Below are 24,667 nucleotides of genomic sequence, written 5' to 3'. Positions count from 1 at the left end.
TTACATTAATAAACTATAGGTATAGGAGCCACAAAGATGACCAAATTCCAAGATCAAATCATTGCGCGGTACAAGTTTGATGATGCAGAGAACGTCGGCAAGGATAGCTCCGGACAAGGTAATGACGGGATTGCTTCAGGCACAGCAGCACCTACGATCTCCCATGCTACCGGAAGAGCGGCTTTGGCACTTGAGGGAGGACCCAACGGAACATCTTATATTCAGCTCCCTTCCGATCTATTTAAAGATGTAAGCGATAACACCGGTGTTACAGTGACGGCTTGGGTAAACTTCGGCAGATTCACGGATATGTGGGAACGTGTTTTTGACTTTGGTAAAGCGCATACTGGGCCTTATATGTTTATGACACGGAATCTGCGCGGAACTCTTTTCACTGAGGTAGATTTGTCCGTAGACCCAGGAAGAGGCTTTGTCAGGGATGAGTGGATGCACATCGCCCTGTCTGTCATCGGCACAAAAGGCGGTACATTAAGCAGTGCGGGACCGGTGGTATATGTTAATGGTGAAGTGGCAGCAGACGGTTCCATTAGCCAAACCTCCAGTGGTAACTATGCTAAGCTGCGCAAATGGTTCGAAACATTTGCAGATACGACCAACTATAGTAACAATTTTATCGGTCATTCCCAACATGCAGCTGATGTAGACTTCGCTGGCTCGGTTTCGGACTTCCGAATTTATAAAGCAGGTTTGACGGCGGATGAAATTATTGAGGTCATGTGCGATTCATTGACAGATGAAGAGATCGTGAAGCTTGCCCGCGATAAGTATTTATCATTTCCGACGACAATTATAACCAAAGACATAGCTCTGCCAACGGTTCTGATGGGTGGAAGAGTAGAAGTGACCTGGAAATCCAGCCAGCCTAGCATACTCTCTGACCAAGGTCAGGTTCAGGCGATTACTTCCGCACAGGGAGTCACCGTTACGGCTCTCTTGACCAGAGGTTCAAGCAGGATAGAAGAAAGCTTTGAAGTATCCGTTCTTCCAGAACAGTTGCCTCCATACACGCTGACCATTCATGGGAATAAAGAAGTTGTGGATGTCAGCGAAGTGATGTACGGCTTGTTCTACGAAGATATCAATAACGCGGCAGATGGTGGGATTTATGCAGAACTCGTGCAAAATCGTTCTTTTGAATCCTTTGAGTTTGATACGTATTCCCATGCTTCTGGTGAATGTGGCTGCTCTACAGGACGGAACCGTAATCCACTGTTCGCCTGGTCTGGTGATACGGACAAGATGGCTCCACAGCATAGCGGTGGATTAAATGAGTTTTTGGGCGCAAAAGACAAGGATGTGAACTCTTATTATGTGACGGTAGCGGATGGGGCAACGATTCGGAACAAAGGCTTTTCTGATTCTAACCAGAATTGTGCCATGTCCATCCGGGAGCGTGCCAAGTATGAGTTCACCATCTGGGCGAAGGCCGATTCTGCGGGTACAATCACACTGCAACTGCAAGACTCGAAGGAGAAGGCCATCAGTGATTCGGTAACCGTACAGGTGGAAGGTGGCAACACGTGGAAAAAGTACGGCGTCGATTCCAAGCTGGTGCTGACAGGTACAGCTACGGTTCTGGGACAGCTGGCGCTTACATTTGAAGGCGACATTTCCATTGATATGGTTTCCTTATTCCCACAAGATGTATGGGGGGCGGGAGAGGAAGAGCAATCCCCATCCGCACACGCCAACTATCAGGGTAATCCGAACTACCGATTGAGAAAAGATCTGGTGAACGCACTGGTCGGCATGCATCCGAAGTTTTTGCGTTTTCCAGGGGGATGTATTTCCGAAGGATCGTTTATATGGGAAAACGTATATGACTGGAAGGAATCCATTGGGGATATCGAGCTGCGCAAGGAAAACTTTAATGTATGGGGCTATATGATGACCATGGGTCTTGGTTATATGGAATACTTCCAGTTGGCAGAAGACCTCAATGCAGCTCCGCTTCCAGTTATGGCCTGCGGTGTGCTCTGCCAAGCCCGTTCAGATTATGCTCATCCGGCTGGCGGCGCATTAAGAGAATACTATATCAAGAATTTTACGGATCTGATCGACTTTGCGATCAGCGTTGATTTTGAACACAATGAATGGGCCGCCATGCGTAAAAAAATGGGCCATGAAGCACCGTTCGATCTGCGTTATCTGGGCGTGGGGAACGAAAACTGGGGCACAGAGTTCTTCGCCAACTTTGAAGTGTTCAAGACATCGATTGATGAGTACATGGAGAAAAACTACCCAGGATATGAGCTGCACATTATCTCCACGGTTGGCGCTCAAGCAGACGACGATGCCTATCAACAGGGCTGGAAGTTCCTGAGCGGTAATATGGAGGGCTCTGCCAAGGTTGCTTTTGCGGACGGTAACCAGGTGACGGAAGAAACTGTAACCTGGTATGAGAAGCAAAAAGACTATATGGACACCATTGCCGATGAGCACTATTACCGTTCTAATGAGTATCTGTTGAATAATGTGGACCGCTATAATTATTACTATAGAGCTTATAACGCTGATGGCAGTGTCAACTGGAAAGAAACGTCGAAGGTGTTTGTTGGGGAGTATGCCTCGACAGATAAAAATACATTGGCAGGCGCAGTCGCAGAAGCAGCAGTGATGACGGGCTTCGAAAATAATGCTGATGTCGTCCGGTTGGCTGCCTATGCGCCGCTGTTTAACAAAGTCCTGACGGACGGAACGTACAGATGGACACCGGATTGTATCTGGTTCGATGACGAAACTGTATGGTTTACACCAAACTATTATGTGCAGCAAATGTATGCCCAATATTTGGGCAATAAAGTATTGGCCACTTCGTTCTCTACTTACAAAAACGGCCAGCCAATTGACCTCATTCCTCAGGGTGGAATTGAGATCGCGACAGGTAACGCCGAGGTTGTGGTTAAGCGTGTGACTGTTACTTCGAATAAGGACGGCAGTGTGCTGCTGGATCAAGATTTTACCAACGAATTGAATCCAGCCTGGAAAGTTATTCCTGGCTCCGTGGGATATACGGTGGAGGAAGGCAAGGGGCTTGTCCTCAAAGCCCAAGATAGCGGTCTGAACGGCCTGTACATCTTGAACGACAGCTGGAACAACTATAAGGTAGAGGTCGTTGCTTCCCGCATTTCCGGCACGGACGGTTTTTATGTGGGCGCTGGTCTCACGGATATTACCGCTGAGAAAAAGAACGTCATCGAATACGCGATTGGCTATGGCGGCAATGCTACCGGCGTGAAGGTTTACAAGCAAGGCATAGAAGGCTATACCATGGGTGACTACTCTTCCAGTACAGCTGCGGGCAACTTGAGAGCAGCCAGCTATGAAGAACTGGCCGATAATACCGACTACACCATCACGATGAACTATGGGGGAGAAACGGGCAGCAACCTGATTTGCTCCTACACGGACGGCAAGACAACCAGCAAAGTGCTGGATTACAAGCTGGAGGCTTATAACAGAGACGTGTTTCATTCGGTGACCCGAGATGCTGAACATGTATATGTGAAGCTTGTGAATGCCGACAACGTAGATAAGGCAACGCAGCTGAATCTACAAGATTTGAATGTTGAGTCCAGCGCCAAGCTGATTACACTAACCGGCGATTCCTCGCTTGTTCATGTACCTAACGTGAATAAGAAAAATGATGAAAAGGTAGTGCCTACCGAACAGCAGGTCACACTTCATACAGATTCTGTCCTCTTACAATTACCGGCTAATTCGGTAAATGTACTGGTACTGGATCTTAAAGCGTAGGGTACGAGATAGTTAGGGTAAGGATGTTGGAACCTTTTCTCGCTTAAAAACAAAAAGGGGTGTCCCAAGAGCCGCTTTATGGCTTTTAGGACACCCCTTTTTTCTATGGATCAAGTCAGAACGTTGTTGTCTCGATTTCCCTGACGGGCATTACTTCGTGCTTCTGTTTACCAATTCACGCGGATTGGTGCCATCGTCTATCGTTAGCGGGGTAGGAGCACCTGTAGCAATTCGTTCCCAAGGTACCATTTTAAAGTTCTGATTTAACTTCTTGCCGTTTTGGAGATTTTCGTCATCTTGTGCAACGAAGATACCATGAGGGAAATTCTTGCCTAATCCATAGCCAAGAACATCAATACCGTCTGTGACAGACGTACCATCTACGGTAGGGCTGTCGCCGATCGTGAAGTTGCTAATATAGGCATTGTCACCTTGTCGTTCATAGATCGCATAGCTGCTGTTGCCTTGACTGGAGGCCATCAGGTACCCCTTGCCGTCCTTGCCATAATACAATGTGAGTCCCTCTATGTCATCGTGAAGTCTGCGTCCATCTGCAATATCAACACGTTGCAGCGGCTTGGATGAACCGTCTGGCTCGGCGCTATATTTCCAAATGGCGTAATCCTCTTCAGCAATGTACAGCGTACCATATTCATCATCGGCGACCATGCCCTCGGATTGCGTAGCCAGCTTAAACTGGCGGACAAGCTTGCCGGCAATTTTGCCGTTTCCGTTGTCAGTCAACTCATATTGCTCGAATTCGCCCTCTTTGCCCAAAACGAGCGCGTAGAACTTATCTGTCTTGAGGCTATGGTATAAACTAAATCCATATACTTCTTTCATGGTTGCTTTAATAGGTTTGCCAACCACGTTGGTCAATGTTCCTGATTCACCATCAATGGCAAAGATATCGATCGTATTGTTGGTTCGATTGGTTGCGCCTGCAATGTCGATCTTTTTACCGCCCAGTGTAAAACCGTAACGAAGATCCACGTTGTTCATTTTTCCGACTTTGATGTTCTGCAGTTGCTTGCCATCCAGATCATAGACTAAAATTCCGCCGCCTTTATTGGTAGCTAGAATTCTGCTCTTCTCCGGATCAACCGGATTGAGCCAGATCGCAGGGTCATCAGCTGCATCTTCTCCATCCTCCACGGCTTCTGTTTCGACAGAGGGGGTCACTTTATAGGTGGGAACTGCGTCTTTAGGATCTGCATATTTGCTATTTTCTGCTTCAAGCGCAGTAATCACTTTTGTAGGAAGATATACATTTCCATTGATTATTTTAATTTCACGGTCTGCTTTTCCGGTTTGGCCGGCTAGACGATATTGCTTCTCACCGACTGTAAAAGTTCCCACAATGCCATTTTTCAGCTTGACCAACACTGAATGGTCATCACTATCCCATGTAATAGTTGCCCCCAATTTATCTGCTTGTGTTCGTAGTGGTGCATACCCAGATGGTTGAGTGTCTGCCGCATGGATCAGGTCTGGTGATACCAGAATCCCTGTTAACATGGTTAATAATGCTAGTTTAGTTGACTTCATATGTATGCCCCTTTTCTGATGTAAAAATGATATAACCGACTCAGTATAAAGCGACAATATCAAAAGAATACAATCGAAATGTAAAAGAGACGTAAACATTCAATTGGTGGCTGGCTTCCAGTATTGCTGTCTGTAATTTTTTGGCGACATTCCGAATCTTTCCTTGAAGCACTTTGAAAAATAGCTGGCTTGGGAGAATCCTGTTTCCTCCGTAATTTGTTGGATGGACCAGTCGGTTTGCAGCAAAAGACTGCGTCCCTGATCCAGACGGTAGTCCATTAAATACTCAAGTGGTGTGCGCTGAAAGGTGGCCTTCATGCATCTAGCAAGATAATTTTGATGTACGTGAAAATGCGCCTCCAGGTCTTTATTAGTAATCGCATTTCTGTAGTTTTGTTTTAAGAAAATTTCGATCTGTTCAGCTAACTTGGAGGAACTGCTTTTATAATTCTCATCATATTCCAAACTCTGAAAAATATTCACAAATGTTTGTTGAGTCTCCCATAGAGCCAGCTTTCGGGTTTTTAGAGTAGAGGCTAGTAAATAGTCCAATTTGGAGAACAGCTCATGGGGATTAATTAATTTCTGATATTTGGGTAGATGGATGGTGGTATGTTCTGAGTGAAAATGCAGTTCAGGAATGGGGGTGCTAGGGATAATAAAATTCGGCGAGGATTGGGCACACCACATACTGTTGGTTTGAAAATGAAACCAGTAAAAGGAGGTTTGTTCTGTACATGCCTCTATGGGGAAATGGTGCTTGTCCGGCTCAAGAATGAGAGCATGATTTTCAGTTATCTTCCACGATTCATCTTCCTCACCGATGTGCAGTAGTCCTTCTTTAATGATAATTACGTCAAAATAACCCAAGTTATAGCGATTCGGATGCCAGTCCCCTTTTTGATATGTAGTAAAATTTCCCTCTATGAAATAGGGCAATGGAGGGACAAGGAAAGATAGAAAGTCTGTTTTGCTCATAGAAGTCAGCTCCTTTGTGTGTGAAATCGTATAAGTTTTAGTTAAAGATCGCGATTTTTTTTATAAATTCAGGTTGATAAAATAAGGACTGTAGCAAGGGGCGCTCAGGTTAGCCTGTTCGATATTATCATTACTTTATCCTTATTTTTTCAAAAATGAAAGCGTTCTATTTCCAGGAAGGGATGTTTATTCAATGAAAACGGCAAAGCCAGTGAAGCATGTCATCGTCGATGATTCATTTTGGAAAAAGTATAAGCAGGTTGTGGCGGAAGAGGTCATTCCTTATCAGTGGAAAGCACTAAATGATGAATTACCAGATACAGAACCCAGTCATGCGATTGAGAACTTTAGAATTGCGGCCGGTGAATCCAGTGGGGAGTATTATGGAACCGTTTTCCAAGACAGTGATCTTGCCAAATGGCTGGAGACGGTCGCTTTTAGCTTAAGGGATCATCCAAATTCTGCGCTTGAAAAGCGGGCCGATGAAGTCATTGATCTGTTGGGAAGAGCTCAAGCTGAGGATGGATATCTGAATACGTATTATCTGCTCAAGGAACCCGATAATCGCTGGACGAATCTAAGAGATAATCATGAGCTGTATTGTGCCGGGCACTTTATAGAAGCGGCTGTTGCTTATTATGAAACGACAGGTAAGACGAAATTTCTTCACATTATGGAGAAATACGTAGACCTGATTCAGCAGACTTTTGGTACAGAAGAAGGGAAACGGAAAGGCTATCCGGGCCATGAAGAAATTGAACTGGCCTTGATCAAATTATACGACGTAACGGCTAAGGATCAATATCTTAAATTAGCGCAATATTTTATCGAACAGCGGGGACAGCATCCAATTTATTTTGTGGAGGAGCAAGAAAAGAGAAAGCATATTCAAACAGAGCCCACCTGGAATGATGATAACAACATTAATTTTGGCCTTGGCTTTGAATATCAGCAGGCACACCAACCTGTGCGGGAGCAAAAAGAGGCGGTCGGCCATGCGGTAAGAGCAGTGTATTTGTATATTGCGCTGGCGGATCTGGCCGCAAAAACGGGAGATGCTTCCCTTTTACAAGCATGTGAAACGCTGTGGGATAATGTCACGAACCACAAAATGTACATTACCGCGGGAATCGGGTCTACGGTGAACGCGGAAGCGTTCACTTGCCATCATGATCTTCCCAATGACAGCATGTACTGCGAAACTTGCGCCTCTGTAGGGCTGGCCTTCTGGGCTAACCGCATGCTGCGCTTAGCGCCGGACCGGAAATATGCCGATGTTTTGGAGCGCGCCTTATACAACGGAACGATCAGCGGAATGGATCTGGATGGGAAACGGTTTTTCTACGTGAACCCGCTGGAAGTCAATCCTTTTCAAAAATCGAGAAAAGATCAGGAACATGTAAAAACAGAGCGGCAAAAATGGTTCTTCTGCGCCTGCTGTCCACCCAATTTGGCGCGAATGATTGCATCGGTGGAGGACAATATGTACACCCAGACCGAGGACACATTGTATACGCATCTGTATATTGCCAGCAAGGTGAACATGACTTTATCTGGTCAAGAGGTTGAAATTATACAAACTCATCATTATCCGTGGGATGCGGATCTTGCTCTTTCGATCCATGTAACAGAGCCAACTGCATTTAAGTGGGCACTGCGAATTCCAGGGTGGTGCAAGCAGGCAGAGGTCAAGGTAAATGGGGAAGCTATCTCCATAGACCATCTGGAAAAAGGCTATGTCGAGATTCAGCGTACTTGGAAGGACGGCGATGTGGTCACTTTGCATTTGGCTATGCCGGTCGAGCGCATTCGGAGCAACCCGCTTGTCTCCATGAACCAGCAGCAAATTGCTCTCCAACGCGGCCCAGTCGTGTACTGTCTGGAAGAAGCGGATAATGGGGCGAACCTGGCAGGGCTAAGATTACCAAAGGATAGTCCTATTACAGAAGAGTTTAGCGAAAATCTGCTAGGTGGCATTGTAAAGCTGACCATAGAGGGACATCGGGTAAAAAGTTCGAATGCATTATACAGCTCGGAGCCCCCTGAACTTGTTCCTCAACAAATTACCGCTATTCCTTACTACGCCTGGTGTAATCGGGCCAAAGGGGAAATGCGTGTATGGGTTTATGAATCATAATTCATTCGCATGGGGAGAGGAAAGATCATGAGTACGAGAATTGTGAGTACGGAACCACCTGAAAAAGCAACCAGTACCGTTCCTTTTCATCGTAAAATCAGCTATTCGTTAACAGATACGGCTGGCAATCTACTATACTGTGTCATTTCCAGTTATCTATTATATTTTTATACAGATGTATTCGGTCTTTCTATCGGGATTGCCGGGACATTACTATTTATCACCCGTTTTATCGATGCCATTGATGCCCCGATCTGGGGCATCCTGATTGACCGGACCAAATCGAAATACGGTCAGAGCAGACCTTATTTTCTATGGCTAGCTGTTCCGTTTGCCGTGTTCATGGTCCTTACGTTTACGACGCCCAATTGGAGTGAATCGGGGAAAATTGCATATGCGGCCATCACTTATATCATAGCGGGTATTCTGTATACGGGAATCAGTACACCGATTACGTCTATTCTGCCTAACCTGAGCACCAACTCCAATGAACGCGTGATCTTGAACTCTTTCCGTATGGTCGGGGGAAACGTGGGCTTCTTCATCGCCACCACGTTCACCTTACCTCTGGTCGCCTTCTTTGGACAGGGGAATGACCAAAAAGGATTTTCTCTAACGCTCGTTTTATTTGGAATTATGGCAATTATTATGTTTTTCATAGCGTTCGCCGATTTGCGTGAAAATGCGGCAGTGAAAACGAAATCTGTTCCCATTGCTAAAAGCTTTACAGCCATCAAACGAAATTGGCCCTGGATGCTCGTTGTAGCTGCTAACCTGTGTTACTGGATCGGTTTGAATATTCGTTCTGCCACGCTTATCTTTTATCTGCAATACAATCTGGACAGTAAGGACTTGGTGCCTTTAATCAACGGACTGACCTCTTTGCAATTAATCTCTATGGTTCTGATTCCGTTTTTCGCCAGAAAATTAACTAAAAATACGATCATGATTATCGGATTGATATTAGCTGCATTAGGTCAAGTTGTGATTTTAATGGGAAGTACAAACTTAACCCTTATTATTGCTGGCTGGATCATTGGTGCATTAGGATCAGGCTTTGCGTGTTCTATGCCATTTGCCATGTTGTCCGATACAGTTGATTATGGGGAATGGAAAAATGGAATTCGGGCAAGTGGATTCCTGACTTCTATTGGAAGCGCATTCTGTATTAAAGCAGGTAGCGGAATTGGCGGATTATTGCCAGCATGGGTTATGGGTAGCACGGGCTATATTGCTGGAAAGGTTCAGACCCCGACTGCTTTGTCTGGCATTCAGTTCAGCTTCATCTGGCTGCCGTTTATCGTCTTCTTGATCGGAATTATCCCTATGTTTTTCTATAAGAAATTCGAAAAGAATGAAGCTTCTATTCAACAAGACTTAATTGCGAGAAGATCATAGGTATTCTCTTAACAAGGTGTTATGCATACCTAGGTATGGTGTAATCCTGTTTCAAAACCTGTTCACCGAGCTGAGCAGGTTTTTCACCTTTTTTCTATTCAAATGTGAGCAAACGCATTGACAGAATTTTCTTTTGGAGTGATACTTCTATGTAGAGAAAAGTGTACAGAATCAAGAGCCAGAGACATCTAGCCTTGCGACTTTATACATTTTTTCGCCATGAAAGACTCTTCTGTTGAAGGGTTTTTTTCAATTTGATAAAAAGAATGTGATGATATGAGTCAACTGAGTGTAAGGATGAGAACGCATGGCTTTCTGAATAGACATTTTTCAGGAGAGTCTATTGATTATCGGCAGATGATTGCCTTGTTTATCCCGCTTCTAATTGATCAGGCTTTTATCGTGGGTCTTAATTTGGTGAACACAGCAATGATTAGCTCGTCAGGGATGGCGGCGGTCAGTGCTGTAAATATGATTGATTCATTAAATATTTTCCTAATTAATGTGTTTGTGGCAGTGTCTACCGGGGGTACGGTTGTTGTAGCGCAGTATAAGGGGAGCGGCAACGATCTTATGGTCTCTAAAGCAACATCCGGTACTATATCCTCCGTTTCCTTGCTGGCCTTATGTATCAGTTTGTTTATGATCCTGTTGTACAATCCCATTTTAAGCGTCCTGTTTGGCTCTGCCTCGGCTGATGTATTGGCTAACGGCAAGGTGTACCTGCTGGGAAGCTGTATGTCTTTTGTGGGGATTGCGATCGTTGAGGCCGTATGTGGAGCGCTGAGAGGGATCGGCAAGACGAGGGCGTCGCTAGCTCTTTCGCTCATCATGAACCTTTCGTATGTGCTGCTGAATGTCGTATTTATTAACTTGTTAGATATGGGTGTACTGGGCATGACGATTGCAGTCAATGTTTCCAGATATGCAGGGGCTGCCTGCGCGTTGATTTATTTGGTCAGGGTAGATGACGACTTGCGTGTTCAGCTTAGAGATATGCTTTATTTTAATCTAGCCATGCTTAAAAAGATCCTGTTTATTGGTCTTCCTTTTGCAGCGGAACAGATGTTTTTTAATGGAGGTAAAATTTTAACGCAAATCTTCATTGTGAACCTGGGGACCAATGCATTGGCGACGAATGCCATTTGCTCATCCCTAGCTAACGTGTTCCAAATTCCTGCGAATGCTTTGGCTCTTACGATTGTGACCGTGGTGGGTCAATGCATGGGACGGCGAAATGTACACGATGCCCGCAAGTTTACCAAATCGTTTATTTGGCTGTCGTCCGGTTCGTTTATTGTAATGGGGCTAATCCTAATGCCTTTGTTTAAGCCGATGGTGGGGTTGTTTCATCCACCTGCTGAAATTGTAGATGACATTTTTATGGTCATGCTGATTAATACGCTGGCCCAGATTCCACTCTGGTCCATCGCCTTTATTACACCCTCTGCGCTTAGGGCAGCAGGTGATTCCAAATTTACGTCCCTCACCTCGATGCTGTCCATGTGGTTGTGTCGGGTAGTGCTCGGGTATGTTTTGGGCATTGTGTTCAACTTGGGGATTGTTGGTGTCTGGCTGGCCATGGATATTGAATGGGGTGTGCGGGGGATCGTTTTCCTCTGGCGCTTCCGTGGCAACAAATGGGTCCAGCATCGTTTGATCGACTGAATAGGTCCACTACTATAAAATTGACCTCGGGATGAGGCACTTTATAGTAGTGGATTTTTTTATAGACGTTTAAAGTTACGTACGCCTTATTCTATTCTGATCCCTATATTGCCTAACTGCACTCCCTGCTGCATACGGTAAAAGGCTTGCGCTGTATCTTGTAGAGGGAAGACGCTATCTATAATGGGATGAAGGGAATGGCGCTCCATGAATTGGAGCATATCTGCGAATTCCTCACCGCTCCCCATAGAGGTACCGATGATGCTAATCTGTGGGAAAAATATAGAACGCAGCGGAATCTCTATGTGATCTCCTGAGCTTGCGCCAAATGTAATGATCCGGCCATCCGGTTTGATGACATCCAGATATTTGTCGAACGTAGCGGGTCCGATGCTGTCAAGGATCAGATCCACGGTGTCTCCGTTCATGCTTTCTTTCCAATCGCTATCACTGTCGAATGCATGATGAGCGCCATGGGCGAGGGCAGCCTGTTTTTTTGCTTCGCTACGTGATGTGACGCTGACCTGTGCGCCCGCCGCTAAGGCCATAAGCATGGCATACGTGGCTACCCCGCCGCCAATACCGGGAATGAGGACATGATCCCCTTGCCGCAATTGGCCTCTAGTGAAGAGAGCGCGGTAAGCGGTCAAGGCAGACAGAGGCAGTACCCCTGCTTCTTCCCAAGACAGGTAAGCTGGCTTGCTGACGGCATTTTGAGCGGGAATGATGACCGATTCGGCCAATGTTCCATCCGAAGGACCGCCCAGAATGGCAGGAACCAAGGGAACGAGGTGCGTCTTTTCCCATCCGATACAAGGATTGATGATTACTTCAGTGCCAACCAGCGAGTTTGGAACGCCAGCGCCTATAGCTTCGATCACGCCTGCTCCATCCGATCCGAGAATGAGTGGAGCGTCGTTGGCGGTTCGATCCGCCAAGAGGAACAGATCCCGATGATTCAAGCCCGCGGCTTTGAGTCTGACCTTCACTTCGCCGTGCCCCGGATGTCTGTCCGTAACGTCCTTATACATCAGGCCCTCAAGGCCGCTTTTGCCGGTATGTATTACAGCTTTCATTTTAAAGCCTCCTGTAGTCGATTTTAGATGCATTTGCATGTACTTTGAATTGTACAGAGCGGCAAGCATCCGGTAAAATGAACAAAATCGAACGTCAGTATCATAAATGATCATACCAAGCAGGTGACGTGTACATGGAAAGCAGTGATTTGAAAATTTTTCGGGCGGTTGCTCGCGAGGGCAGTATCACAAGGGCGGCACAAGTGTTGAACTATGTACAGTCCAATGTGACCTCGCGGATTCAGCAGCTTGAGGCACAATTGAACGTACCGCTATTTCGCAGATCTAATCGCGGAATGACGCTAACATCGGCAGGAGAGAATCTGCTGGAGTATGCGGAATCCATACTTACCTTGCTCGACGAGGCAGAGAAGTCTACTCAATATTCGGCTCAGCCTGCGGGACCGTTGCGACTGGGCTCGATTGAGACGACTGCGGTTACGCATCTAACCTCATTATTGACGGGATATCACGCTCAATACCCTGATGTGCATCTGTCGCTTATGACCGGGGGGACGCATGCTCTTGTACAAAAGGTATTGAATTACGAATTAGATGGGGCATTCGTCTATGGCCCTGTCGATGATCCCAATATAGAGCATGTGGCAGCTTTCGAAGAGGAGTTGGTGCTTATTTCGGAACCGGGAGAAAGTGATATGAGCAAGTTGCTCGCCAAGCCTATGCTGTTCTTCGATATAGGCTGCACGCATCGGGCAAGAGCGGAAAGCTTTCTGAGCGAAGCAGGTGTAGATGCGTATCAGACTATGGAATTTGGGACATTGGAAGTCATTGTGGGTGGTGTAGCCTCTGGCCTGGGGGTGTCCATGCTTCCACACTCGTCAATTGTAAAGGCGAAGGAGGCAGGAAAGATTGCTTCGCATCGTTTACCCGAAACATATAGCAAATTAGAGGTGTGGTTTGTTCATCGGCGGGATTCGGTATACTCTAGTGCGCTGTCAGGCTTGCTCCACTGGATGAAAAAGGATGCTATACTTAACTAGGATTAAATTGACATCAGGGGTGTATCATTTGGAAGAACATCATTTATCGAAAAATCCATCTACAGTAGCACCGGGAGAATTTGTGAGGAATGGCGGCTATCAACGACGAGAACCAGATAGGATGGCAGTATTATCAGAGACATACGGAGCCTCTATCTTTTTCAGAAGATGGGCCGCCTGGATGATTGACTTCATTCTTATCGTCTTTGGGTATGGAGGGCTGGTTTATTTCACAACGAAGAAACTATCTGAAACGGGAACTCCAAATCTGGGCATGGTAGTAATTCTCTTCTTGATTGGCTCTTTCTGCTATTTTCTGTTACTGGAAGGACTTACAGGCTATACGCTGGGCAAGTTTGTACTTCGTATTCAGGTTGTGAATGGAGAAGGAAGGCCGCCAGGCATGATTAAATCGTTGATCCGTACGCTCATACATCTGGTGGATACGAATCCGCTGCTTTTCTTGGGGCTGCCCGCCGGCATCTGTGTGCTGGTGACGCCTCGGAAACAACGAATTGGGGATATGGTCGCCAATACATATGTAGTTAAGGTACGGGATTTGGGGAAGATAGGTAAAAAGAAAACCGGAATTATTGCAGGAGCAATCATCCTGATGACGATCGCTTCGATTGTCTTGGCTGTATCCTTAATTTCTACGCTCATTACTCAAATCGTGAAGCCAGAGGTATTTATCAGTAAGGATAATCAGTTTGCAGTTACGGCTCCGTGGACTTGGTCACGAGATAATAGGATTAATGAGGAAGCGGATATTTCCATTAAAAATGAATTTACCGATAGATATTTGATTGTATTGTCTGAACCAAAAAGCGACTTTGACAGTAGTATGACTCTTCAAGAATATAAAGGAATCATTGAGGATCATTTGGTGTCAGGAATTACGGACCCTGAATTGGGGACCGCTTCAGATATGGTGGTGAACGGATATCCTGCCATTGAGTTTACCCTAAAAGGAGAAATAGACGGGAATCTGGCCATGTATAACGTGACCACAATTGAAACGCCTTCGCATTATCATCAAGTGCTTGCTTGGACCTACGCTTCCCGGTACGGTCGAGCTCAGCAAGAGCTACGCAAGATTAGAGACAGTTTCCGTGAAATGAACATGATGTAAAGTGAGCATGAAGCAGCCACTATATTCGAAGTTATTAGGGTAAACAAAAAAAGCAGATAGCTCACAGGAGCATCTGTTTTTTTGTATTTAAGCTGAATTTAAAAGATGAACATCAAAAACGGAGCAGGCAGAATAGTGCTGTACAAGCAAAGCGGTGGCGATGGGAAGCACTATCCGCCTGCGTAGTGGCGTTATCGTAGATTTATATAGATCATTTGGTCATACAATAGAATGTCTGATCACTCGTAATCCAGCCACTTTCGCCACCTTGCCTTGTGGATGGGCTTTGAATTGAATTGTCACTTCATTTTTGTGGCTCGTCACAGACAGAGGCAACTCATAGGCAAACGTCTCGAATTTATTCATTTCCTCGGATTCCAGCTTGCCTTCTCCCAAATTCTGACCATCTGCGATGATGTCAAAGTCACGATGAGAGCGGTCGGAGTCCTTCAGATAGGTCACTGCTAATTGGACAGGCTCATCAGGGAGCACCTTCATGACAAAAGAGAACCAGCCCCCAGGCCATGTATCGCGATATTTGCGGTTATAGATGGACCCCAAGCCTACATGTTCGCCAGTAAAGGCATGATCCCGTTCAGGCTGCATTTCGGCAGGCTGCACAACATCCACTGTACGTCGTTCCAGTTCCAGCTGGTACGCTAACGCGGTACGGTATTCTGCCTCTGTTGATGTCCACTCCTCCTTGGAAAAGAGATCCCAATAAACGGTATAAGAACGATCATATATCTGATAAAACGGACGAAGCTGCAACTCTCCGATATAACCCAGGTCGCTTAGATGGAATGTATTCGGCTCGATCCTGTCAGCAGTCAGCTTGGTTGCCAAGGAATCAGCCGATCCGATCAGAACAGATGCCAGCAGACGTTCCTCGTTGGACTCCTGTTCAACAGGACCCAGATCTCCAGCCAGCACAAGTGGACCGTACATGAAGGCAATTCGTCGCGGATTATCTGGCATTTCCTCAACTCTTACTGTCATAGGAATATCGTACTCGACCGTATCTCCATCGTTCCATTCCCGTTCAATTACAATATAGCTGGTAGGACAAGCCTCTGCTGCATACTCTTCCCCGTTGATCTTAATCATCATGCCCTGCTCCGCCCAGTGTGGGCATCTTAGTTTGATCGTGAAGAACTTGGGCTCCTTGCTTATGACACGCAGCGTTCCTCGCCCATTTTGCGGAAAGAGAGTTTCTTGTTGGAGCTGTACATCCATTTCATCCCACGTCACAGTAGAAGGGACATATTGGTTAACATAGATTGTATTTGCTGTGTGAAAATAAATCGCGGTGCCGTACATAGAGTGACTCTCCATACCGGACCCGACACAGCATGTAAAATCCTCATATTGAGAATTGAAGGACTTGTGTCCACCCATCTCCAGCGATACAAAATAGCACACCCGTCCATCTACAGGCTGCTGTGAAGCCAGAATATGATTAAACATTGCTCGTTCATAGTAATCAGCATAAGCTGCATACGCGTCCCATTCGAACATATGTCTTGTTAATTTCAGCATATTGTAGGTGTTGCAGGTTTCACAGGTGCCTTCACCCAAACGATCATTCAGCTTGCCAGGTTCACCAAAATGTTCATTATAGCTATTGCCGCCGATTACGTAGGAATGTTTGTGAACCACCCGATCCCAGAAAAAGCGGGAGAGGTCCGCATATAGAGGTTTGCCTGTCACTTCGAACTGCCGTGCTGCACCAATGATCTTAGGAATTTGCGTATTAGCATGTCGTCCTGCCAGCGTATCGCGGCTGTCTGCCAGATCATTCAGCACTTCTCCATGATAAAAGCGTTCCGCCAGATTCAGAAAGCGTGTCTCTCCGGAATGTTCCGCCAGATCGGTCAGCACCTCGTTCATGCCGCCAAACTCGCAATGGAGCACCTGTTGCACCTGTTCATCGCTCAGTCCTTGGAATACATCCTCCAGCCAGTCGCCGAGTTTGATTTCCATCGCTAATGCTTTGGGATGATGAGCGAGCAGGTGGGCATCACGCAAGCCTGCAAAGAGCTTGTGCATCGTATATAGCGGTACCCAGCCTCCGTTAAGGTCAAAGCCCTGGGAACGAATATCTCCGGCTTTGACCTCTTCAAAAATCTCTTTCCCGCGCGGAATACCGGAAATGTATCCGCTTCCATGACTGTTTTGGCATATTTCCAACTCGTCGATCACATAGTTTACTCGCTCCAGCAGTCTTTTGTTACCTGTTGAGGCAAACATCAGTGCACAGCCAGACAGGTAGTGACCAAGTGTATGTCCACTGATGCCGCGTGCTTCCCAGCCTTCATAATGAGCCGCTTTGGGTTCCAAGCCCGCATATTCACGAAAACGTGACAATAAACGGTCGGGTTCCAAACCCAGCAGATAGGTCGTATTCAGTTCCATAGCGTGGTAAAGTGGGCCGGAATCAATACTTACTTTATGCAAGTCAAAAGCTTGTGCTTTCAAAATCATCGCTCCTTAGCTAAGATGAAAGTGTATATTTCTCCACTACATTAGCATTGCAACCGCGGTATGTCAGTAGCTTAACCATACAATGGGTGGACAAATCCGAACATGAATCTAAAGAGGCGATAACATGACCTATCTGAAAGTGAATGTAGATACTCCGATCCAACTAATCTCGGCAGGCGAGTTTGTTTCCGAGGTGCCATGGAAGCATATGAGCCGTTCCATTGAGAACTTTGAGTTGATCCTGGGTGTCCAAGAAACGGTATATATACGGGAGGAACAGGAGGATTTTGAAATAGGGGAAGGAGATATTCTATTGCTGTACCCTGGTCGTACGCACCGAGGATACCGGGAATCGTTGCCGGGGGTTAAATTTTATTGGTTTCACTTCGATGTGCCTGCGACCCCGAATGTATTATCTAGTGAGAAAATGAAGCAGGAAACAAGTGCTATGGACGGGCTTTTGCAGCGTCATGGCGTAATGCGCGATATCTATTTACCGCAAAGCTTACAGGCAGATAATGGAGATCGGATTCATATTATTGTCAATCAAATTTTGCATGTCGCCAACTCACATTATCTTACATATCACAGTGCTAACTATTTGTTCACCTCACTGCTGATCGAGATATCTGAACTGGCCCTCAGCCGCTTGATCTCCAATCCTGTCCATTCACAGGGGAATGTGAGCATGAACAAAATTATCGAGTGGACTCGAATTCATGCTGAGGAACCGCTGACCGTGACCGATCTGGCTCGGAAGTTCAATTACAACAAGGATTATATATCTCGTTTATTCAAGCAAAATACGGGCATGCGCCCCTTGGAGTTCATTCACAGTATTCGAATCAACAAAGCGAAGGAATTGATTTCCCGTACAGATATGAGCATTAAGCAGGTTGCGGAAGAAGCAGGATACACAGATGAGAAGTATTTTATGCGATTGTTCAAAAAGCGAGTCCATATGACTCCCTCACAATACCGGAATGCCTATCACAAAACATTTATGAACAATGTCTAGTCCATTTCTGCTTTACAGCAGGCATGGCTTATCAGACTATAATTTGATAATCTGATTTAAGAGAGATTGAATGAGAGTGCAATACATAATACTTTGTTAAAAGGGGCGAGTGAGATGCTACAACCACCATTAAAGGAAGAACTGACTCGAATACTCGAAGAGCATTCACTTGGTGAAGAATTAAAAAAAGAGATCAATCAGGAAGCCGAAGCTACTATACAATTTCAGCTAGAGCATGAGGAAAACTATGAAAACGTTGGGAATAGTCGGATCGCCGGCTATCCAGATCTGCCGCCCACAATAGAGTGGCCGTGTAATTCAGACGGAGAATATTATACGTTTATTGCGCAAATCAATCTAAGCGAGTTGCCTTTTTCACCATTCGAGGGATTGCCTCATCAGGGCATATTATACTTTTTTCTTGGGCTGGATGAGCCAGCTTATGATATTGACCATAAAGTCTTTTACTATAACGGTGACAGCAGCGCTTTGAAGAAAACTTTGCCGCCGAATGGGGAGGTTGAAGTATGTGCCGAGAACAGGGATTTCACCTCGTATGCAATTTCTTTTCAGCCGATCTTGACGCTGCCATCGGAGGGTGAGCTGGGAGATATTCTTTTAGATCAGTACGAAGAGCTTTATGAGCTTCTATATGAACATAGCGACACGGTGTGGGGACAGCATCAGTCTTTTGCCGGGAATACTCGTCGGGATGCTTATCTGTGCCGAAACGGGCTAGAGGGTCTTCTATTTAACTGGCATAAGAGTGAGAGTCAGATCCACCAGGAAGCCGAGCAAGCTATGCATAGGGGAAGTACGGAGTATGCGGAGCAGTTACGATCTGAAGTGCTGCCTCAGCTGCAAGAATACCAGGCGAATCGCGAAAAGCACAATCAAGCTTCGGAAAATTGGCATGTTTTGCTCTCTGTATCATCCTTGAATGAGGTCGGTATGTGCTGGTGGGACGCAGGGTATTTGGAGTTTTTTATAGATCAAAGGGATTTGAAAAACCTTGATTTCACGCGAACGTATGTCAATCTGGCTACGAGCTAGCCGGGGCGCCGATGCTGTCATTGAGAAACGTGATACGTCTAAAAATTGGGTCACACTTCATAAACCTAAAGAAGAGAAACAGTTCGCTGGCCTTAAAGCGGACGGTTATCAAATTGATTTTGCATACTATACAGAGGGAAAAGATTTGATTGTCGAATCGAAATCCGGTTCCCCTGGCTTCAAAGGTGTCAGCCAAACAACGATGCGAATTAACGGCAAAGAAGTAGTACCTGAGATCATTGCGAAGGGTATGGTATCCACAGGCGTTAATGTTGATCGTTATAAAGATATTAAATTAGACGGAAGATTGGAACTAAATCCTGGCATCTACAAGTACAGTGATCCTGGACGTGATATTGAAGTTGTTTTGAAATAGATAGGGCGTCCGCCGCCTATTCTACAATTACGTAAATACAAAAGCCCTTCCGGCTTTCCATGAGGGAAGCAGCGGAAGGGCTTTTGTTATATATACTTGCCTATGCGGGGAGTGTATTTATACCCGCTGCACGGTAAACTCGAATTCCAGCTTTTGATCGGCTGGGATTTGATATTCTTCATGTACTGGAGCACCCCAGCTGTCGTCGCCGCCTACGCCCATTTGCTTGCCAGCTACGGTGACAACGGTGTAATACACGTTTGGTAACTCATACACATGGTATGCACTTTCCAGCTCGAACGCTGTATACGGCGATATATTGCATTCCACCGGCGCGGTGGCAGGTGCGGTAATGCGGATGCCCCGCTGGGAATCGTCAGTAATATCGACACGGCGCACGCCTGTACGATTGCCGGATTCCTGTGGCACGACATACCCGGACACGTTATCCGCAGCTTCGTTGCGGAATACGCCAAGTCTAGCACCGAAGGCCCGGTCGATGTAATTCTCCTCTGGTCCCATCGCATACCAGTCCAGATGGCGGTAGTCCGCTGGAACCTTGAACGAAAGGGCAAAGATCGGCAGGTTAGGCAGTCCCGATACACCTTCATAGGTGGATTTTACGTTCAGACTGCCATCCGCCAAGACGGTATAGGCTACCGTTACCTGTACGTCGGCATGAATGCTCAGCGTGTAGCGGAACGTAATGGTCACACGGTCTGCCTGCTCTTCCGTGACCTCGATGTCCACACATTTACGCGTCAGACTTGCAGCGAACCAGCCACCAGCTTCAAAACCGAGTGCGGTACCCCGATCATTGTCTGTGGTCGCCCGCCAGAACAACGGGGCAGGAGGCGTAGCGATCATCTCACGTCCCGCGTAGCGAAGTGAAGTCAGGCTGCCTGCTCCTTTGGAGAACATGATGCTGAAATCTGTACCGTGAACGCCAATATTTACATCGCCATGCACCACTCGTAGGGCTCCACCTGTAGGAGCTTTCAGCGGATTTGGATTTTCCACAATGAAAATATGCTGTCCGAAGGCTACTTCATGCCCAGCCTCAGCCCAGAGCGTCGCTTCCTTCAATACAAGCGCCGTGTGAATGACATATTCCCCAGGCTTCCCGTCTGTGCTTGGGAACGTCAATGGAATATAGGCTTCGGTCTGAGCCGCCACATCCACATGACTCACATTTCGCGTGATCTCTTGACCTTCATGCAACAGGCTGTATACCAGTTCATAGTCCCCTGTTCCCTCGAACAGGTTTTCATTGCGAATGGTCACACCTTTGGTATCCGGGATGAGCTTCAAATTTTGGTACAGGAATTTGACCTCCTGCATCTTCGGTGAAACCTTCCGGTCCGCATAGACAATTCCGTCCGTACAGAAGCCATAGTCTGTTGGACGGTCGTCAAAGTCGCCGCCGATCGCGAGGTACTCGCGTCCGTAACGATCTTTTTTCATGACCGCTTGGTCGATGTAATCCCAAATAAAACCGCCCTGATACAGCTCGTATTTGTTCTCCAACTCGGTATACTTGTGCATGCCGCCCACAGAATTGCCCATAGCATGCATGTATTCGCAACTGATATACGGCTTTTGTGGATTGTCATTCAAGTATTGCTCGATATCAGCGGGCTTGGCGTACATCCGGCTCTCCATATCGCTGGTATCATCATACGTACGATTGTGAAACACGCCTTCGTAGTGTACCAGACGGCTCGGATCGGTGGACCGGAAATAATTAGCGACATTGCGTAGCACTTCGCCTGCATACGACTCATTTCCGCAGGACCAGATCAGAATGGATGCATGGTTTTTGTCCCGTTCCAGCATGGAAATAGCGCGATCCATAACGATATCCTGCCATTCAGGCAGATTGGCCGGAATATTCCACGAAGGCTCGACCGCGCCGAGTTTTTGCCAGGAACCGTGTGTTTCCAGGTTCATTTCGTCAATCACGTATATCCCGTACTCATCGCACAGCTCATACCACAGTGTCTGATTCGGATAATGAGAGGTACGTACAGCGTTCATATTGTTCTGCTTGAGTGTCCGAATATCCCACAGCATATCTTCACGGGAAATTGCACGCCCGGTACGAGCGTTAAATTCATGACGGTTCACGCCCTTGAACACAATGCGCTTGCCATTCAGATGCATGACCTTGTTCACCATCTCGAATTTGCGGAAACCAACCTTTTGTGGGATCACCTCGACGAGTGTTCCATCGGCATCATAAATTTGAATGAACAACGTGTACAAATAAGGCCTTTCCGCGCTCCAGCGCTCTACTTGCTCCAAAGTTGCTGACAGCGAGGCGATGCCATCTGTAAAGTCAGCTTTCAAAGAAGCTACTATATGTCCGGTGGCATCCTTCACATCGACAGTTGTATGGGCTGTTGCTGGTTGCTCCAAAGTCAGTTTCAATTCCAGCAGGCCCTGCGTGTAGGTAGCATCCAGGTCCGCCTTGGCATGCAGGTCGCGTACGTGAACAGTAGGGATCGTGTACAAATATACGTCTCTGAAAATGCCGGAAAAACGCCAAAAATCCTGATCCTCCAGCCAAGCTCCCGTACTTCTTTGATATACCTCTACCGCCAGCTTGTTTTCGCCAGCTTGCAGGTAGGGTGTCAGTTCAAAATCAGACGGTGTAAAGCTGTCCTCGCTGTAACCGACAAATTGTCCGTTCAGCCATACATAGAAAGCCGACTCAACACCTTGAAAAGAAATGAACACAGGCTGCGCGTCAGAAGCCATATTTTCAGGCAAAACAAAGCTTTTGATATAGCTACCGACCGGATTGTGGTCTTGTGGAATATGAGGTGGACGAACGTCCGAATGTCCGTCCCACGGGTACATCGTATTGGCGTACTGCATTTGGCCGAAGCCTTGCGTCTGAATATGACCTGGTACCTGAATATCGCTCCAGCCGCCATATTCAAAGTCAGGGGCATAGAATTCTGCTGGGCGAGTGGCTGGATTCGTCGCATAGTTGAACTTCCAACTCCCATTCAGGCTGTGACGCCAGACCATATCGGCCTGGTGTTCTGCTTCCTGAAGCGTGGTGTAATATTTATGATCGGAATAGGCAGGCAAGCGATTTACGGCGAATTTGGTTACATCGGTGAGCCAGTCCAGACTAGGGGTATGAATGGTCAAGGCGAACACTCCTTATTTTTAAATTGAATGAAGACCGTATACAGAAATCTATTATTTTACCGAGCCGACCATACCTGCGACAAAGTGCTTCTGCATCAGGAAGAATACCAGTGCAGTCGGCAATGTGGACAGGACAATGGCAATCATAATAACGCCGTAGTCCGGTGCATAGCTGGAGCCGAGGTTCGAGATCAACAGCGGGATGGTTTGATTTTCTGGCGTTTGCAGTACAATCAGAGGCCAGAGGTAGTTGTTCCAGCTGGACATGAACGTGATAATTGCGGCAGCGGCATAGGTTGTTTTCATCGTAGGCATATACACCCGGAAGAACAGACCCAGCTCGGATAATCCATCCATCCGGCCAGCTTCCAGCAGATCCTTGGGAAACATCTTGGTGCTTTGACGGAAAAAGAAGATCAGGAACGCCGTAGTTACGGTTGGAATAACGACAGAAGAGAGCGTATCAATGCCGATCCACGGTATCACATTAGAAATGCTGCCGAACATCCGGTAAAGCGGGATCATAATCGCCGCAAACGGAATCATCATCGACATCAGCAGGATATTGAAGACAACGTCTTTCGCTTTACTTCTGTAAATTTCAAAGCCATAACCAGCCAGTGATGCAATGAGCATAGCCAGCAACGTCGTTGAGATGGAAACCTTTGCAGAGTTACTGAGCGCAGTAACGATGTCTACTTGTTCGAGCAGATTGTGCATGTTATCCATCAGGTGGGAGCCAGGCAGAAGCTTGCCTTTGGTCACATCGACTGACAGGTTCGTGGAGCTGGATAGCATCCACAGGAACGGGAAAATCGAAATGAATGACACAAGAATCAGAAAGGCGTACGTAAATGCTCTTTTTGTTTTCATCATTTTTTCTCACCTGCCACTTTAAACTGGATAATCGACAAGATAATGATCATAATGACGATGGAATAAGATACGGTCGCCGCATAACCAAAGTCGGATGAATACTTGAAGGACAGATTATAAATATATTGCGAAATAGAAGATGTCGCGTTACCTGGTCCACCTTTGGTAATATTCATGATTTCATCGAAGAGCTGAAGTGTACCAATCGTCGATGTAATCGAGGTGAACAGGATAATCGGCTTAAGCAGTGGAACGGTAATGCTGAAAAACTGCCGGATCGGGGAAGCTCCGTCAATACGGGCCGCTTCGTAGATGGAACTGTCAATGTTTTGAAGACCCGACAGGTAAAAGATCATGTTGTACCCTGTCCAGCGCCATGTGATCGCGATAATAATCGTTACTTTGGCCCAGAAAGGATCTGTAATCCATTGGATTGGCGTGCCAATCACGTGCAGGTTCAGCAACAAGGAGTTTACCAAACCGTCAGCCGAGAACAGATACTTGAAAACAACCGAATAGGCTACAAGGGATGTGATACACGGCAAGAAGATGGCGGTGCGGAAAAAGCCTTTGAATTTCAGGTTTTTATCATTCAACAATACGGAAATAAACAGAGCCAGAATGACCATTAAAGGTACCTGGAAAATTAAGTAGATAAACGTATTCTTCACAGCGGTAATGAACATTTTGTCAGTGAACAGACGCTTATAGTTATCAATGCCGTTAAAGCTCAGATTAGACCCAGTACCCGTCTTAAAGGATAAGATTAGCGCCTGAATCATCGGATAGAAATAAAAGGCGGCAATCATGATCACTGCGATGGATATGAACAACCATCCTGTCATACCTGCTTTAAGACGTGTTGTAGTCATTTTGGGCGCGGCTGTCTTCATACCATGTCAACTCCCTATGCAGCAATAAAACCTTGAACTCGCAAGCCCAAGGTTTTAAGTGCTTATCGTTTTATTGTTTAGCCTTGGCTA

The 24,667-nt window shown here is 46.4% G+C and carries 16 protein-coding genes; 9 read left to right on the top strand and 7 right to left on the bottom strand.

Going from position 1 to position 24,667, the window contains the following annotated elements:
• The first annotated feature begins 36 nt into the window (after positions 1-36).
• Entirely contained in the window at positions 37-3,777 is a 3,741-nt protein-coding gene (locus G9G57_RS12175; RefSeq protein WP_164965003.1) for an alpha-L-arabinofuranosidase C-terminal domain-containing protein, read from the top strand.
• Between the two features lie 150 nt (positions 3,778-3,927).
• On the opposite strand, the gene G9G57_RS12170 is transcribed toward G9G57_RS12175, so the two are convergent.
• Together G9G57_RS12170 and G9G57_RS12165 are read right to left on the bottom strand one after the other, a co-directional pair.
• A complete protein-coding gene (locus tag G9G57_RS12170; RefSeq protein ID WP_017427859.1) occupies positions 3,928-5,325 on the bottom strand; it encodes a phytase in 1,398 nt (465 codons plus the stop codon).
• A 99-nt stretch (positions 5,326-5,424) separates the two neighbouring features.
• Positions 5,425-6,303: a helix-turn-helix transcriptional regulator gene (locus tag G9G57_RS12165; RefSeq protein ID WP_016820150.1), complete on the bottom strand. Its 879-nt coding sequence runs from the start codon at positions 6,301-6,303 to the stop codon at positions 5,425-5,427.
• Between the two features lie 193 nt (positions 6,304-6,496).
• Here G9G57_RS12165 and G9G57_RS12160 point away from each other — a divergent pair, with 193 nt between their 5' ends.
• The 3 genes from G9G57_RS12160 (at position 6,497) to G9G57_RS12150 (ending at position 11,506) form a co-directional block, all read left to right on the top strand.
• Positions 6,497-8,440, top strand: a complete 1,944-nt coding sequence (locus tag G9G57_RS12160) for a glycoside hydrolase family 127 protein (protein ID WP_164965002.1) — start codon at positions 6,497-6,499, stop codon at positions 8,438-8,440.
• 27 nt (positions 8,441-8,467) lie between these two features.
• On the top strand, positions 8,468-9,838 hold the full coding sequence (locus G9G57_RS12155; RefSeq protein WP_017427857.1) for an MFS transporter: 1,371 nt from the start codon (positions 8,468-8,470) through the stop codon (positions 9,836-9,838).
• Between the two features lie 276 nt (positions 9,839-10,114).
• The gene (locus G9G57_RS12150; RefSeq protein WP_025675836.1) at positions 10,115-11,506 is read left to right on the top strand and encodes an MATE family efflux transporter; all 1,392 of its coding nucleotides are present in this window, start codon (positions 10,115-10,117) and stop codon (positions 11,504-11,506) included.
• Positions 11,507-11,592: 86 nt separating this feature from the next.
• Here the strand turns inward: G9G57_RS12150 and G9G57_RS12145 are convergent, their stop codons facing one another.
• Positions 11,593-12,582: a zinc-binding dehydrogenase gene (locus G9G57_RS12145; RefSeq protein ID WP_164965001.1), complete on the bottom strand. Its 990-nt coding sequence runs from the start codon at positions 12,580-12,582 to the stop codon at positions 11,593-11,595.
• 134 nt (positions 12,583-12,716) lie between these two features.
• On the opposite strand from G9G57_RS12145, the gene G9G57_RS12140 reads away from it, so the two are divergent.
• The gene (locus G9G57_RS12140; protein ID WP_164965000.1) at positions 12,717-13,583 is read left to right on the top strand and encodes a LysR family transcriptional regulator; all 867 of its coding nucleotides are present in this window, start codon (positions 12,717-12,719) and stop codon (positions 13,581-13,583) included.
• The gene (locus G9G57_RS12135) at positions 13,567-14,715 is read left to right on the top strand and encodes an RDD family protein (protein WP_164964999.1); all 1,149 of its coding nucleotides are present in this window, start codon (positions 13,567-13,569) and stop codon (positions 14,713-14,715) included. Before G9G57_RS12140 ends, G9G57_RS12135 begins: the two co-directional genes overlap by 17 nt.
• Before the next feature lie 219 nt (positions 14,716-14,934).
• Here the strand turns inward: G9G57_RS12135 and G9G57_RS12130 are convergent, their stop codons facing one another.
• On the bottom strand, positions 14,935-17,193 hold the full coding sequence (locus tag G9G57_RS12130; RefSeq protein ID WP_164964998.1) for a glycoside hydrolase family 127 protein: 2,259 nt from the start codon (positions 17,191-17,193) through the stop codon (positions 14,935-14,937).
• A 130-nt stretch (positions 17,194-17,323) separates the two neighbouring features.
• Between G9G57_RS12130 and G9G57_RS12125 the strand changes: the two genes are divergently transcribed.
• The 3 genes from G9G57_RS12125 to G9G57_RS12115 all read left to right on the top strand — a co-directional run bounded on the left by G9G57_RS12125 (position 17,324) and on the right by G9G57_RS12115 (position 19,646).
• Positions 17,324-18,217: an AraC family transcriptional regulator gene (locus G9G57_RS12125; protein WP_164964997.1), complete on the top strand. Its 894-nt coding sequence runs from the start codon at positions 17,324-17,326 to the stop codon at positions 18,215-18,217.
• Between the two features lie 114 nt (positions 18,218-18,331).
• Entirely contained in the window at positions 18,332-19,270 is a 939-nt protein-coding gene (locus G9G57_RS12120) for a YwqG family protein (RefSeq protein ID WP_164964996.1), read from the top strand.
• Positions 19,230-19,646, top strand: a complete 417-nt coding sequence (locus tag G9G57_RS12115) for a hypothetical protein (RefSeq protein WP_226888813.1) — start codon at positions 19,230-19,232, stop codon at positions 19,644-19,646. Before G9G57_RS12120 ends, G9G57_RS12115 begins: the two co-directional genes overlap by 41 nt.
• 117 nt (positions 19,647-19,763) lie before the next feature.
• Here the strand turns inward: G9G57_RS12115 and G9G57_RS12110 are convergent, their stop codons facing one another.
• Genes G9G57_RS12110 through G9G57_RS12100 form a run of 3 tightly spaced genes read right to left on the bottom strand, consistent with a single transcriptional unit; the run spans position 19,764 to position 24,577 of the window.
• The gene (locus G9G57_RS12110; protein ID WP_019685818.1) at positions 19,764-22,808 is read right to left on the bottom strand and encodes a glycoside hydrolase family 2 TIM barrel-domain containing protein; all 3,045 of its coding nucleotides are present in this window, start codon (positions 22,806-22,808) and stop codon (positions 19,764-19,766) included.
• Between the two features lie 51 nt (positions 22,809-22,859).
• Entirely contained in the window at positions 22,860-23,684 is an 825-nt protein-coding gene (locus G9G57_RS12105) for a carbohydrate ABC transporter permease (protein WP_013368914.1), read from the bottom strand.
• Positions 23,681-24,577 (bottom strand): carbohydrate ABC transporter permease, encoded by an 897-nt coding sequence (locus G9G57_RS12100; protein WP_016820161.1) that lies wholly within the window; start codon positions 24,575-24,577, stop codon positions 23,681-23,683. The genes G9G57_RS12105 and G9G57_RS12100 overlap by 4 nt, the downstream gene beginning before the upstream one ends.
• Between the last annotated feature and the right edge of the window lie 90 nt (positions 24,578-24,667).

The sequence above is a fragment of the Paenibacillus sp. EKM211P genome, assembly GCF_011066175.1.
Lineage (GTDB): Bacteria > Bacillota > Bacilli > Paenibacillales > Paenibacillaceae > Paenibacillus > Paenibacillus polymyxa.
Note: the sequence above shows the minus strand (reverse complement) of the source record. Positions and strands in the feature narration are given on the sequence as shown.

Excerpts from the sequence above, each read along its gene's own strand:
- G9G57_RS12175 (WP_164965003.1), top strand. The coding sequence starts at position 37 with ATGACCAAATTCCAAGATCAAATCATTGCGCGGTACAAGTTTGATGAT.
- G9G57_RS12170 (WP_017427859.1), bottom strand. The coding sequence starts at position 5,325 with ATGAAGTCAACTAAACTAGCATTATTAACCATGTTAACAGGGATTCTG.
- G9G57_RS12165 (WP_016820150.1), bottom strand. The coding sequence starts at position 6,303 with ATGAGCAAAACAGACTTTCTATCTTTCCTTGTCCCTCCATTGCCCTAT.
- G9G57_RS12160 (WP_164965002.1), top strand. The coding sequence starts at position 6,497 with ATGAAAACGGCAAAGCCAGTGAAGCATGTCATCGTCGATGATTCATTT.
- G9G57_RS12155 (WP_017427857.1), top strand. The coding sequence starts at position 8,468 with ATGAGTACGAGAATTGTGAGTACGGAACCACCTGAAAAAGCAACCAGT.
- G9G57_RS12150 (WP_025675836.1), top strand. The coding sequence starts at position 10,115 with ATGAGTCAACTGAGTGTAAGGATGAGAACGCATGGCTTTCTGAATAGA.
- G9G57_RS12145 (WP_164965001.1), bottom strand. The coding sequence starts at position 12,582 with ATGAAAGCTGTAATACATACCGGCAAAAGCGGCCTTGAGGGCCTGATG.
- G9G57_RS12140 (WP_164965000.1), top strand. The coding sequence starts at position 12,717 with ATGGAAAGCAGTGATTTGAAAATTTTTCGGGCGGTTGCTCGCGAGGGC.
- G9G57_RS12135 (WP_164964999.1), top strand. The coding sequence starts at position 13,567 with ATGCTATACTTAACTAGGATTAAATTGACATCAGGGGTGTATCATTTG.
- G9G57_RS12125 (WP_164964997.1), top strand. The coding sequence starts at position 17,324 with ATGACCTATCTGAAAGTGAATGTAGATACTCCGATCCAACTAATCTCG.
- G9G57_RS12120 (WP_164964996.1), top strand. The coding sequence starts at position 18,332 with ATGCTACAACCACCATTAAAGGAAGAACTGACTCGAATACTCGAAGAG.
- G9G57_RS12105 (WP_013368914.1), bottom strand. The coding sequence starts at position 23,684 with ATGATGAAAACAAAAAGAGCATTTACGTACGCCTTTCTGATTCTTGTG.
- G9G57_RS12100 (WP_016820161.1), bottom strand. The coding sequence starts at position 24,577 with ATGAAGACAGCCGCGCCCAAAATGACTACAACACGTCTTAAAGCAGGT.